Source organism: Paenibacillus medicaginis (assembly GCF_042138635.1).
GTDB lineage: Bacteria > Bacillota > Bacilli > Paenibacillales > Paenibacillaceae > Paenibacillus > Paenibacillus medicaginis.
Genome location: NZ_JBHIRY010000006.1, coordinates 35,930 through 48,330, shown reverse-complemented (window position 1 = coordinate 48,330; position 12,401 = coordinate 35,930). Strand labels below are relative to the sequence as shown.

Below are 12,401 nucleotides of genomic sequence, written 5' to 3'. Positions count from 1 at the left end.
CACTCCTATCATTAAGAACATGGAATCATTGCCGGTTCGTGCGCTTAGTGTGAACCCGATACATCCAGAACGACACTGGATTCTCCGTCTTTGCGGAAGGAAGAACTGCGGATTCGCTCATCCAGCATATCCGCATACAGCTGCTCATCCAGAGGAAGGCTGACCCAGTTGTCAACCCAGGTAGAGAGATGCATGGCATTGGACAATGTCAGTCCGAGAATACCTTCCTCACCCGGCGCAAGCAGCTTCTCTCCATGAAGAACAGCATTGGTGAAATTTTGCAAAATGCCTCTGTGCTGGCTTCCTTCCCCGCCGCTCAAAGGAATGTCGCATTTCCAGCACTCCGGACTGCCGAAGCCCCCTCTGTAGCTTGCGTTAAATTCGGACTCCGGCGTCCGCAGCCTCCAGAAGGTCAGCTTGCCGTCCTCGGCCACAATTTTACCGCGATCCCCTGTCACCTCGAAGCGGTTCGTGCCCGGCGCTTCACCTGTGGTCGTAATAAAAACACCTGTGGCCCCATTCTCATATTCCGCATAAGCCGTAACATCGTCCTCTACTTCAATATTGCGGTACTTGCCGAATTGGCAGAAAGCCCTGATGCGTACCGGCATCAAACCTGTCGTCCACTGCCACAAATCGAGCTGGTGCGGGTCCTGGTTCAGAAGCACGCCGCCCCCTTCTCCGGCCCAGGTCGCTCTCCAGCCTCCTGAATCATAATAGCTCTGAGAGCGGTACCAATTCGTTATGATCCAGTTCATTCTGCGCACCTCGCCAAGCTCCCCCGACAGCACCAAATCCCGCAGCTTCTGATACAGCGGATTGGTGCGCTGGTTGTACATGATGCCGAACACCCTGCCGGCTGCGGCGGCAGCCTCGTTCATTTCGCGCACCGCCTTTGTGTACACACCGGCAGGCTTCTCCACCAGCACGTGATAGCCGTGCCTGAAGGCTTGCACTGCAAGCGGCGGATGATCATAATGCGGCGTGGCGATGAATACCGCATCCATAGCTCCTGAAGCCAAAAATTCTTCCACATCGCTGAACCTGCGCACAGTCTCAGGCAAATGCTGCTCCGCCCAGCGAAGGCGCTCGGGGTTCGCATCACACACTGCCGTCAGCTCCGCCCCTTGAATGTGCTGACTCAAACTGACGGCATGCGTTGTTCCCATATTGCCGATGCCGATGATGCCAAATCGCACCTTTTCCATTTCGTGCCTGCCTCCCTTTCCATGACCCATATCCGTTTCGCCGTCCTCCTAAAGTGTAGCCTGAGGACAAAGCCGCGAACATGACCGCAACTAAGAAGTTTTTGCACGATCCTAAGATGAATCTGATAAATCTGCTATAATTAATGATAGCGCTATCAAAACAAACATGTTTTTCAGTATTGTAAGCCTTGCTTCATAAACTCGTTGTAAATCAGGAGGTGAAATCGCAGTGAACGACTCCAATCCGTTCTACTGCGGCCTGCTCGACGGTCTGACGGTAAGCGTCTCCCATGCTCAGCAGCGCAGCACTTACACTGGCTGGAACCGTTCGGAAGAAAAGCCCTCGTTCAACAGGCTTTACTTTATCGCCAGCGGTGAAGGGAAGGTGATGATCAACGATGTTCCCTACTATCCAAGAGCCAATCAGGTCATGCTGATGCCCGCCTTTACCCGGCAGATGACCGAGACGTCCGTTCACAATCCGTATGACCGCTATTTTATTCATTTTGACGCACGTATCGGGGAATGGCCGTTGTTTCACGCCGCGAACCGGCTTTTCATCACCGATGTTGCCGATCCTGCAGCCGTCCGCTCCCTGTTCGCCGACACGATCACGCAATTCAACCGGCCCAGCGTGTACTCCGTACTGAGAATGAAAGCGTCCGTGCTCTCCATCCTGGCCTGCTGTTTTGAAGAGGAAGGGCATACCGACTTTATCCATGAATTCGTCCTGCCGGCGGAGCACGGCAGCTTGGCCGGTGTGCTGCAGTATATCAACAGCCATTTGCATGAGCAGATGGAGGTAGAGCAGCTTGCGGAGATCATGCATCTGCATCCCAATTATTTTATCGCCTACTTCAAAAAATATATGGGCGTGACCCCGATGAGATATGTGCTGGAGAAAAGGATGGAAGAGGCCAGGCGTCTGCTCTCTTTCTCGGATTGGAGCATTAGCGACATCGCGGAGCATATGGGGATGGAACTGGCCTATTTCTCCAGAAAATTCAAGCAGCAGGCAGGCGTCTCCCCGAAGGTCTACCGGGCAGCCACCAACGATTCGGTTCATTCCTAGACCAGCGAGCGATGGATCCCTTTGGAGCGGAATGTTCCTCTTTCTATTAATTGGGTGTATTATACTATTAATAGCTGTCGTTCGAACGTTCACGTTTTCAAAGCAGATTGGAGAGACGATTCCTTGATAAGAACTCATATGATCCGCATCAATACGGTTATGGAAAAATGGACCCCGTTGATCGCACCCGGCAGTCTCGTGCTTGGTATCCTGCTGGCGCGCTGGCTGAGTCCTTATACCGGGCTTGTTCCGTGGATATTCGCTTTTATGACGTTTGCCGGCAGTCTGGGCTCCAGCTTTGACGATCTGAAAAGGGTGCTGGCCCGCCCGCTGCCCCTGCTCGTATCCCTGCTGCTGCTTCATGTATGGATGCCCCTGGTCGGCTGGGCCGCAGGGTCGCTTTTCTTTCCTGCGGATATGTATACGATCACGGGCATTCTGCTCGCTTTTACGATTCCGACCGGAATCATCAGCTTCATGTGGGTGTCCATGTTCAAGGGCAACATTGCCGTGACCCTGTCGCTCATCCTCATTGATACCTTCCTGTCACCATTTATTGTGCCTTACACCCTGAAGATTGTGGTCGGTGCCAATGTGCAGATCGATACGCTAGGCATGATGGGAGGGCTGCTGTGGATGGTCGTTCTCCCGTCATTGCTGGGCATGCTGCTGAACCACCTGACGAAGGGACGGATCAAGAATGAGCTTGGCCCCCTGCTCGCGCCTTTCAGCAAAATCGGACTGGTTGCCGTCATCTCCATCAACGGCTCGGTGGTCGCGCCTTATATGATGGATTTTGATTGGAAGCTGGTTCAGATCGCGCTTGTCATTTTGCTGGTAGCGGCTTCCGGATATCTCTTCGGGCTGCTGACAGCCCGACTCTGCAAATGGGACCGCGGCATCGCCGTGGCGATGACCTTTAACTGCGGCATGCGCAATATCAGTGCAGGGACGGTGCTGGCCATGACCTATTTTGCTCCTGCCGTTGTGCTGCCCGTCATTCTTGGATCACTTTTTCAGCAAATTCTGGCATCCAGCTATGCGCAGGTCTTGCGCTTCATGTACCGGAAGCAGGTTCAATAGCGGCAATGCAATCCACATAGAATTGTTCTCTCAAAACATTTTTGATTAGGCCTGTTCCCCACATAAAAAAAGCAGCTCCTTCATATGTTGTTTGTAGAATTGGGTTCTCCGGCGAATCATGTATTTGGAAGGAGCTTGGATCACATGGGAAACGAGCATGAGCGCAATAACAAACAATATAATGTGCCGCAGCCAATCCGCGAAGATGGTGCGGGCGGACCGGATTACGGTCCGCGCAATGTTTTGACAGACAGACAAAATCCCGACCTGCTGATTCCCCCAACTACCGATAACGGTCTGCTGCCGAATCTGAAATTTTCATTCTCAGACACAAGTATGAAACTCAGCCATGGGGGATGGTCCAGAGAGATCACGGCCCGCGAACTGCCGATCGCCACAACGCTGGCGGGTGTAAATATGTACCTGACCCCGGGAGGGGTGCGCGAGCTTCACTGGCATCAGCAGGCTGAATGGGCTTATATCATTCTGGGGAGCGCCCGCATCACGTCGGTCGATCAGAATGGAAGGAACTTTATAGGGGACGTAGGTGCAGGAGATCTCTGGTATTTCCCGCCCGGTCTGCCGCACTCCATCCAGGGATTGGCCTCAGGGTGCGAGTTTTTGCTTGTTTTTGATGACGGAAATTTCTCGGATTTAAACACATTGTCCATCTCCGACTGGTTTGCGCATACACCCAAGGAGGTTCTGTCCGCCAATTTTGGCGTTCCTGAACAAGCTTTTGACACCATTCCTCACGATCAGGTCTATATCTATCAGGATAAGGTGCCCGGTCCCATGGAGAGCCAGCAGGTTCAATCCCCTTATGGTACGGTTCCTTTAAGCCTCACCCATCGCCTGCTGGCGCAGCCACCGTTCAGAACTCCCGGGGGAAGCGTGCGCATTGCAGACTCCAGAAATTTTCCTGTATCCAAAACCGTCGCCGCCGCTCTGGTCGAAGTCCATCCGGGCGCTATGAGAGAAATGCATTGGCATCCCAATCAGGATGAATGGCAGTACTACCTGACCGGGGAAGCGCGCATGACCGTTTTCGCAGCCAACGGAAGAGCCCGCACCTTTGATTACAGAGCCGGGGATGTCGGTTACGTCCCTTTTGCCTTTGGCCACTATATTCAAAATACCGGGACTGAAACGTTGTGGTTCCTGGAAATGTTCAAAAGCGACCGGTTTGAGGATGTATCGCTGAACCAATGGATGGCGCTTACCCCGCGCGAACTGGTCAAGTCCAATCTGAATGCGGAGGAAGAACTGCTTGATTCCCTGCGCAAGGTAAAATGGCCTGTTGTAAAATATGCTGCTGCCCATAAGAAGTAACGTTGGACCAAATCAAAAAAGCTGCCGCTCATACGCGCATTCATCTGGCGTATAGGCCGGCAGCTTTCTATGTTAGGAACCGTTAGCGAGAAAAATCCCCACCATAACAACTGTGCTCCCAAGGCACTACATGTTATGGAGGGGATTTTTATGCTCACTACAGAATCTGCTTACGCTTCAATTCTTTTTTTCCACAAACCCAGTATAAGCCCGGATACGACTGCGCCAATGGCAACGGCCAGCAGGAAGAGCAGGGCATGGTTGGCAAGCGCCGCTACGAATATGCCGCCGTGCGGTGCAGGGATGTTAATGGCCCAGAGCTGTGTCAGGCCGCCAGCAATCGCCGAGCCCAGAATACAGGAGGTGAGCACACGCAGCGGATCAGCCGCCGCAAAAGGAATTGCACCCTCCGTAATGAAGGACAGGCCAAGCACATAGTTGGTCAGACCGGATTTTTGCTCCTGCTGTGTAAATTTGTTCTTGAAGAACGTGGTAGCCAGGGCGATCGCCAGTGGAGGCACCATGCCGCCTGCCATAACTGCCGCCATCATCTCTCCGTTCGTATTGCCGCTAGACGTAAATACGCCGATGGCAAAGGTATATGCCGCTTTGTTGAATGGTCCGCCCATATCGATCGCCATCATGCCACCCAGGACAAGACCGAGCAGAACCGCGTTGCCTGTGCCCAGGTTGTTCAGGGCTCCTACCATCCAGGCGTTGATCGTGCCGAAAATCGGGTCGAAAATGTAATACATGACCGTACCGGCAATCAACAGGCCAAATACAGGATATAGAAGGATTGGCTTCAAGCCTTCCAGCGTCTTCGGTAGACCGGCAAAAGCTTTACGCAGCCCGATGACTACATAACCGGCCAGGAAACCTGCCGCTAGTCCGCCAAGGAAGCCGGCGTTAGAATTCACGGCCATGAGTCCGCCCACCATACCCGGCATCAGCGCCGGACGGTCTCCAATGCTGACCGCGATAAAACCGGCCAGAACCGGAATCAGGAAGTGGAAGGCCCCGTCACCGCCACCAAGCGCCATCAGCAGCTTGAACAGCGGGTTGTCTGCGCCCCCGATCTGCTCAAACAGGAAGGAGAGGGCCAGCAGAATTCCCCCGCCGACAACGAAAGGCAGCATGTGGGAAATCCCGTTCATCAGGTCCTTGTATATTTTACTGCCAATGCTGCCTTTTTCCGTTTGCTTCTCACCCGTGGTGCTGCCGCCTTCACTGCGGTAGATCGGAGCATCACCTTTTAACGCTTTCGAAATCAGCTCCTGCGGTTTGCGGATGCCGTCGCTGACCGGTCTTTGTAGCACTGGTTTGCCGTCAAAGCGGTCCATGTCCACCTTTTTATCCGCAGCGACGATGACTCCTTTCGCGCGCCGGATTTCTTCCGGAGTCAGCACGTTTTGCGCTCCCTCCGAACCGTTTGTCTCCACCCGGATTTGCACACCCATCTCTGCGGCTTTTTTCAGCAAAGCATCCTCCGCCATAAAGGTGTGGGCAATGCCGGTCGGACATGCGGTTACCGCGACAACAAAGTCACCGTTTTCAGAAGCCGCTTTCGTTACCTCGGCAGGTGTCGGCTGGGAGGACGATGTTTGCTTGCTGTCTTTTTTCCCCGCCTCTTTCGCCTGTCTGGCATCAAACAGAGCTGTCACTTCATCCGGCGTGCGTGTATTCATCAACTGGTCTATGAAATCGTTATCAATTAACAGCCTGGATAAGGCCGCGAGTGTGCGAAGATGTGTGTTGCCCGCTCCTTCCGGAGCCGCGATCATAAAAAATATGTTTGCAGGCTGGCCGTCCAATGATTCGTATTGCACACCTTTACTGCTTTTGGCGAATACGATGGTTGGTTCGTTAACCGCTTTCGTTTTGGCATGCGGCATGGCAATGCCGTTGCCGATTCCTGTGCTCGATTCCCCTTCGCGCTTCAGGATCATTTCTTTGAACAGGACAGGATCGTTAATCCGTCCGCTGGCAGCAAGGCTGGCGATCAATTCGTCGATGGCGGCCTCCTTGGTCGTCGCCTGCATATCCATGATCATCGTTTCTTTAATCATCAGATCTGTAATTCTCATTTTTGGCTCCCCCAATTTTTTTCTTAACATTCTGAAATTTGCACCTGCGGCTGCAGCTGCTCGATCAGCGAGCGCTCGGCCAGATCGTCGGAAAAAGCCGTCGCACTGCCGGAAGCGACTCCTGTGCGGAAAGCCTCCAGCGGATCGCTGTTCAGCACATAGGTCCCGACGAAGCCCGCGATCATGGAATCGCCTGCTCCGACAGAGTTCTTCACCGTCCCCTTGGGCGCGGTTGCGTGATATACCTTATCCGCTGTAATAAGCAGCGCCCCTTCACCAGCCATGGAGATCAGCACGTTCCGGGCACCTGCCTCCAGCAACTTGCGGCCGTAAGTGGTGATCTCCTCACGTGTGTGAAGATCGACGTCGAACAACTCTGCCAGTTCATGATGATTTGGCTTGACGAGCAGCGGTTTGTGAACAAGCGCTTTCATCAGTGCTTCGCCTGTCGTATCAATCACAAATTCCGCCCCCGCCTGCCGGCATGAGCCGATCAGCCGCTCGTAAAAATCCCCGCCCAGCGAAGGCGGTATGCTTCCGGACAGGATGACAATGTCATCCTCGTGCAGCTCAGAGAGCTTGCGCAGCAGCGCATCGGCTTCTTCCCGGCTGATATCCGGCCCAAGTCCGTTAATCTCTGTCTCGTCCCCGTGTTTAAGCTTGATGTTGATGCGGGTGTCGTCCTGGACCGTCACAAAGTCGGTTTGAATGCAATCCTCGCGCAGCTTATCCTCAATAAAACGGCCGGTAAAACCGCCGAGAAAGCCGATCGCCGTATTCTCCGCACCCAACTGCTTCAGTACACGTGATACGTTAATGCCTTTGCCTCCAGGCAGCTTTAAATCCCTTTTCATTCGGTTCAAGCCACCCAGCTTTACGTCTTCAACTTCCACGATATAGTCGATGGAAGGGTTAAGCGTCACAGTATATATCATGGTTCTCCCTCTATGATTTCAGTTTTCTGTGTAATCGCCCGCCGCCAGTGCTCCGGCACGGATTCCGTTATCAGCACACCTGCCCTCAGTTCAAATAGTTTGGCAAAAGCCACCTCGCCGATCTTACTGGAATCCGCCAGCACGTACGTCTTGCCTGACAGATCGTGCGCACGCCGCTTGATCAGTGCTTCCTCCGGATCGGGTGTCGTGTAGCCCATTTCGGGGTCCACCCCGTTCGTGCCGATGAAGCATTTATCAAACCGGAAATTGTCCAGATTCTGGAGAGCAATGCTACCGATGACGGCTTTTGTATGCATCTTCATCATGCCGCCCAGCAAATAACTGCGAATCTGCTTGCTCACCAGTGCTTCGACATGGGACAATCCATTGGTCACCACGGTTACGTCCTTGGCCTCGATATGAGGAATCATCGCTAATGTAGTTGTACCCGCATCCAGATAAATACATTCCCCATCCCGGATTTCCCCGGCGGCCAGACGGGCGATGACGTTTTTTTGTTGAACGTTTTTGAACGTTTTTTCATCCATGCCCGGCTCCTGGCTTTTCTGGTTAAGCAAGGCCGCTCCCCCATGCACCCGCTTGAGCAACTGGCGGGCTTCAAGATCGATCAAATCACGGCGGATCGTTGATTCTGAAGCACCCAATTCCTCAACCAGCTCCTGCAGTTTTACAACACCGTTAATTTGTAAGCGCTCTAAAATCAGTTTGAATCTTTCCTCTGTCAGCATGGTCACTCCTCCAACTGAAATTATCTTATCATATTATCGTTAAAAAACAATCATTTTCGTTCAAAAAACTTCAGGTAATTTTAGGTTAACAGCGTTATTTTACAGAATCGTGAACTGAATTTCCAGCTTGTTGGTTTCGCTTACAAACTTAGGATTACATCCCGCAAGTGCGGCACAGCAAAAGACGACATTTCATTCGCAAAGCTTAGAATGAATGCCGTCTTTTTTGGGAGCCACTCCATAGTGGTTCGAGGTTTTTACCGCTTGTCTTGTTCCTCTAGGACTATATCATCTTTGGAAACTTTCTCGAACTTAATTGCTTTTTCGTAACCTATTTTGCTACCATCAGCAGCCCAATCTACTATCGAAGTGATGATGTATGCGCCTTTCTGCTTGTGTACGGATAAGTCAGTAGTAATATACTCATATTCTGTGTGTTTCGCTCTATATACTATATAAGTGTATTTTTCATCATCGTGTAGAGAGAAGCCGTTACTTTCAGAATCCCTTGCGATTTCATTCTGAAATTGTTCAGGAAGCTCACCAATATTTAAGACTTCATACTCTATCTTCTGCTTCATAGTTTGATAAATTGAGAATGAAATGATAAGAACAACAACTATAGATGCAATAAGTACAACTGCGAATAATTTTTTCAATGTTTCACTCCTTCTATATAAATATGGCACATTTATTTTACCATATATCTGTAGGTCGAATGAAAAGGAGCCAAGAGCAATATCTGTTTGAAAAACATAATATATTTCTCCCGGTAATTTTAATAGTCATAGAATCCATGCCCGTTTTTTCTACCTAAGATTAAACATACAAAAAAATGCCCGGTTGCCCGGGCGCTCGCTTCTTCCTGTCTGCTGTAATCTAAAAGGTGCGGGTTAATCGTCTTTGCCAAAATAACGGAAGCTGGCAAAATCAGCATGGCTGCCCCCAAACTGCTGCATATCGTGAGCGCCAATGCCAACGAAGTTGCCAGTAAAACCTCCGGACAGAAAGCTGATCCGCTGCTGCTCAAGGAGCGGCTTCCAGTCGCCGACATCCGCATCCGCTCCAGTGCGGTAATAAAACTGCGCATCCACCTCATTAACCTCCACAGCCAAATGAACAGGCACATGCTCGCCAATGGCCACCGCTTCCGTCAGCAGCGTAAATTGATCCGCTTCACATTTCATCATGCGGAGCACTTTTCCCAGCGCTTCATCCTGGCTGACACAGGCATACAGATAATTCTCATCATTCAAATAGAGTAGAAGTCCGGCCATTTGCAAATAACTTTGGGGTTCATACTCCAGCACTGTTTCTGCACGGAACTGTTTATCCGTCTGCCGGATGGCGAGCAAGTGATGCCGGAAAAGGCTTTGCACCGACTCACCTGCTGTAATTCTAAGGTAGCCGGGACGCGCGGCTAGTGAGCACCAGCTTTCATCCGCCAATATGCGCAATGTATTCCAGGCTTTTTTCAGTTCTGTACCGTCGAATTCATCCTCGAAATCCCGGTTTTGTATCGGTATCGGTGCAGCTTCTGCAGTCATGCGCCCGCCATCAGGCAATGCAACGTGCAGCTGCGGCGTATTGCCGCCTGCCGTCAGACGCAGCCAGCCATCGCTGTCCCAATAGACCTGCTGCAGCGCAGTCTCCCGTCCCAAAATGGCATATTTTCCGTCAATGGGCCGGGTGCACAGATGCGCCATGTACCATTCTCCGCCCGGAGTCTGCACAAGGCTGCCGTGTCCCGCACACTGCAGCTCCAGCTCCGGATTGTCCCGCGAAGTCAGCATCGGATTGCGGGGGTCCACTTCATAGGGGCCAGACAACTCCCGTGACCTTGCCACCGTGACCGCATGCCCGGAGCCTGTTCCTCCCTCGGCTGTAATCAGGTAGTAATAGCCGTTTTGTCTGTAGATATGGGGCGCTTCCGTTTTCTTGAGCCATGTGCCGTCAAAAATTTTGACAGGCTCGCCGATTAAACGCTGTTGCACGCTGTCATATTCCTGCATAACGATTCCACTCGATTTATTGCTTTCCTTGATCCGGTAATCCCACAGGGCATTCACCAGCCATTTGCGGCCATCCTCATCATGGAACAGGGAAGGATCGAAACCGCTGCTGTTCAGATATACAGGCTCCGACCAGGGGCCATCAATCGAAGGGGCGGTAATCAGGAAATTGTGAGCGTCCTTGAAGGGGCGGCGGGTGCTCTTTACGTCCGTATATACGAGGTAAAAAAGCCCATCCTCATAGCTGAGCTGGGGTGCCCAGATGCTGCAATTTTTCGGATTGCCCCGCAGGTCAATCTGGTCGGTCAAAATATCAGTGCAATGCTCCCAGCGCGCCAGATCCCGCGATTGATACACCCGCACGCCGGGCAGCCACTCGAAGGAAGAGACGACGATATAGTACATCTCCCCGGCCCGCACGATGCACGGATCGGGATTAAAGCCCCGCAAAATCGGGTTCTCAATCATCTTGTTCATAAGGTTTCCGAGTTCTCCTTTTCCTCATCTGCCATAACCAGTCGTCTGTTCCGTATCACACATAGAGCTGCGGCCACAAAATAACAAAACGCGAGCGGAAAGCCAAGATATTGGGTACCTAGGAGCAGGCATAACCCTGCGAGCATATAACAGATGGTTGCCACAATGAGGCGGCTGCTTCTGGCGCCGCACAGTCCGGCCAGAATCGCCAGGATCAACACAGCCAAGACCGTGATGCCGAACCAGGCCCCCAATGTACGCATTCCCTCATAGCTTTCCTGCAGCATCAGGCCGCCGTCATTATCCTGCAAAAGCGGAAAAAGTGTCGTTTCGAAGGTTCCCAAAGGCATCTGCAGAATCACCATGGAAAATCCGCCAGCAAACACAGTCGACAGTACAGATGCAAGCCAGCATAGGCCGATTTCCCATTTTCGTAACGTCATCGCCTAGTTCCCTCCCTCCTGCCAAAAGTCCGTTCCGGCAAAAACCTTGACTTTCGTCCATGCCTTCTCCCCCGCAGCCAGGCACCCCGCCCATGGTACACGAATCGTGCGCAGCGCCGCCGCGTCCCGTGCGTTATATTCACGGTAATCGACTGTTTCCTCGTTCGCCGGATTGTCCCAGTTGTCCCAACCTGCGGAATCAATATGCCCACCCATCCGGCAGCCAGCATACACAGTTTTGGCATACTCCCGCCACGGACGGCCAAGAAAAACGGATGAAACGCCCGGCTCGGCGGTCAAGAAGCAGTTTTTGAACACATAACCATACTGCTGCCCTCGTGGCGTGGATGCGGCCGTAATGTACCCCGGCTGATCCATGACATGCCGCAAACTGTGGATTTCACAGGTCTCGAAAAAAGCAGTAGCCCCGCCAAAAATGAAATCCACCGTTCCTTCAATATGGCAGTGCTGGTACAGCTGCCGATACTGTGCATGGTGCTCGCGCAGCGGAATGCCGCCAAAGCTCGCCCGCTCTTTCGGCTTGGGCGGAAGCGGACCGGTAAACAAGGTGTCCTGATGCCCCTTGAAGATACAGCTCCGGAACACCGTTTCATCGCAATGCGCATATACGGCTACCGCTTGCCCAATCTCCGCGCCTTGCCCGGCTGTATTGGAGACAGTCAAATTCTCCAGCACAAGTCGGCGTCCTCCCAGAAACAAGGTCGGTGTGGCAAACGTGCCGATTTCTTCGCCCTGCTCGTCAAGCTCTTTGGCATACCGGTTCATGGTGATCTCTACCTGGCCGATGCCCACTATACGCAGCCATGAGCGGTAAATGCGAACCGTCTCCTTATAAACCCCCGGCAAAATATACAGGGTCTCCGGCTGCTGCGGATCGTTCTGCTCCAAAGCATCGATGGCAGCCTGAATGGTGGCGTAATCACAAAAGGGCTCTTTTCCTACCAGCATCATGCGCACGTCCCCTTCCTTGCAATGATCCGGA

At 52.4% G+C, this 12,401-nt stretch carries 11 protein-coding genes; 3 read left to right on the top strand and 8 right to left on the bottom strand.

The genetic code is table 11. The features are described 5' to 3' along the window. Window positions 1-44: 44 nt before the first annotated feature. Window positions 45-1,208, bottom strand: coding sequence for a Gfo/Idh/MocA family protein (locus ACE5LO_RS08360; RefSeq protein ID WP_375519573.1), 1,164 nt, complete (start codon window positions 1,206-1,208; stop codon window positions 45-47). Window positions 1,209-1,437: 229 nt separating this feature from the next. On the opposite strand from ACE5LO_RS08360, the gene ACE5LO_RS08355 reads away from it, so the two are divergent. The 3 genes from ACE5LO_RS08355 (at window position 1,438) to ACE5LO_RS08345 (ending at window position 4,695) form a co-directional block, all read left to right on the top strand. Continuing rightward, the gene (locus ACE5LO_RS08355) at window positions 1,438-2,280 is read left to right on the top strand and encodes a helix-turn-helix transcriptional regulator (RefSeq protein WP_375519572.1); all 843 of its coding nucleotides are present in this window, start codon (window positions 1,438-1,440) and stop codon (window positions 2,278-2,280) included. A 123-nt stretch (window positions 2,281-2,403) separates the two neighbouring features. After that, window positions 2,404-3,363, top strand: coding sequence for a bile acid:sodium symporter family protein (locus ACE5LO_RS08350; RefSeq protein ID WP_375519571.1), 960 nt, complete (start codon window positions 2,404-2,406; stop codon window positions 3,361-3,363). 144 nt (window positions 3,364-3,507) lie between these two features. After that, complete coding sequence (locus tag ACE5LO_RS08345; RefSeq protein ID WP_375519570.1) at window positions 3,508-4,695, top strand: oxalate decarboxylase family bicupin; 1,188 nt, start codon at window positions 3,508-3,510, stop codon at window positions 4,693-4,695. A 170-nt stretch (window positions 4,696-4,865) separates the two neighbouring features. Here ACE5LO_RS08345 and ACE5LO_RS08340 read toward each other — a convergent pair whose 3' ends face one another. The 7 genes from ACE5LO_RS08340 to ACE5LO_RS08310 all read right to left on the bottom strand — a co-directional run bounded on the left by ACE5LO_RS08340 (window position 4,866) and on the right by ACE5LO_RS08310 (window position 12,367). Beyond that, a complete protein-coding gene (locus ACE5LO_RS08340) occupies window positions 4,866-6,782 on the bottom strand; it encodes a PTS fructose transporter subunit IIABC (RefSeq protein WP_375519569.1) in 1,917 nt (638 codons plus the stop codon). Between the two features lie 23 nt (window positions 6,783-6,805). After that, complete coding sequence (gene pfkB, locus ACE5LO_RS08335) at window positions 6,806-7,717, bottom strand: 1-phosphofructokinase (protein WP_375519568.1); 912 nt, start codon at window positions 7,715-7,717, stop codon at window positions 6,806-6,808. Beyond that, the gene (locus tag ACE5LO_RS08330; protein WP_375519567.1) at window positions 7,714-8,466 is read right to left on the bottom strand and encodes a DeoR/GlpR family DNA-binding transcription regulator; all 753 of its coding nucleotides are present in this window, start codon (window positions 8,464-8,466) and stop codon (window positions 7,714-7,716) included. The genes pfkB and ACE5LO_RS08330 overlap by 4 nt, the downstream gene beginning before the upstream one ends. Window positions 8,467-8,723: 257 nt before the next feature. Further along, a complete protein-coding gene (locus tag ACE5LO_RS08325) occupies window positions 8,724-9,125 on the bottom strand; it encodes a hypothetical protein (RefSeq protein WP_375519566.1) in 402 nt (133 codons plus the stop codon). A gap of 234 nt (window positions 9,126-9,359) precedes the next feature. Then, window positions 9,360-10,946: a glycoside hydrolase family 43 protein gene (locus tag ACE5LO_RS08320; protein WP_375519738.1), complete on the bottom strand. Its 1,587-nt coding sequence runs from the start codon at window positions 10,944-10,946 to the stop codon at window positions 9,360-9,362. Window positions 10,947-10,951: 5 nt separating this feature from the next. Continuing rightward, entirely contained in the window at window positions 10,952-11,398 is a 447-nt protein-coding gene (locus tag ACE5LO_RS08315; protein WP_375519565.1) for a hypothetical protein, read from the bottom strand. Between the two features lie 3 nt (window positions 11,399-11,401). Then, window positions 11,402-12,367: a pectinesterase family protein gene (locus ACE5LO_RS08310; RefSeq protein ID WP_375519737.1), complete on the bottom strand. Its 966-nt coding sequence runs from the start codon at window positions 12,365-12,367 to the stop codon at window positions 11,402-11,404. Window positions 12,368-12,401 lie beyond the last annotated feature (34 nt).

What these genes read in the sequence shown, in the direction of transcription:
- ACE5LO_RS08345 (WP_375519570.1), top strand. Translation starts at nt 3,508, where the DNA reads ATGGGAAACGAGCATGAGCGCAATAACAAACAATATAATGTGCCGCAG.
- ACE5LO_RS08360 (WP_375519573.1), bottom strand. Translation starts at nt 1,208, where the DNA reads ATGGAAAAGGTGCGATTTGGCATCATCGGCATCGGCAATATGGGAACA.
- ACE5LO_RS08320 (WP_375519738.1), bottom strand. Translation starts at nt 10,946, where the DNA reads ATGATTGAGAACCCGATTTTGCGGGGCTTTAATCCCGATCCGTGCATC.
- pfkB (WP_375519568.1), bottom strand. Translation starts at nt 7,717, where the DNA reads ATGATATATACTGTGACGCTTAACCCTTCCATCGACTATATCGTGGAA.
- ACE5LO_RS08330 (WP_375519567.1), bottom strand. Translation starts at nt 8,466, where the DNA reads ATGCTGACAGAGGAAAGATTCAAACTGATTTTAGAGCGCTTACAAATT.
- ACE5LO_RS08310 (WP_375519737.1), bottom strand. Translation starts at nt 12,367, where the DNA reads ATGCTGGTAGGAAAAGAGCCCTTTTGTGATTACGCCACCATTCAGGCT.
- ACE5LO_RS08315 (WP_375519565.1), bottom strand. Translation starts at nt 11,398, where the DNA reads ATGACGTTACGAAAATGGGAAATCGGCCTATGCTGGCTTGCATCTGTA.
- ACE5LO_RS08340 (WP_375519569.1), bottom strand. Translation starts at nt 6,782, where the DNA reads ATGAGAATTACAGATCTGATGATTAAAGAAACGATGATCATGGATATG.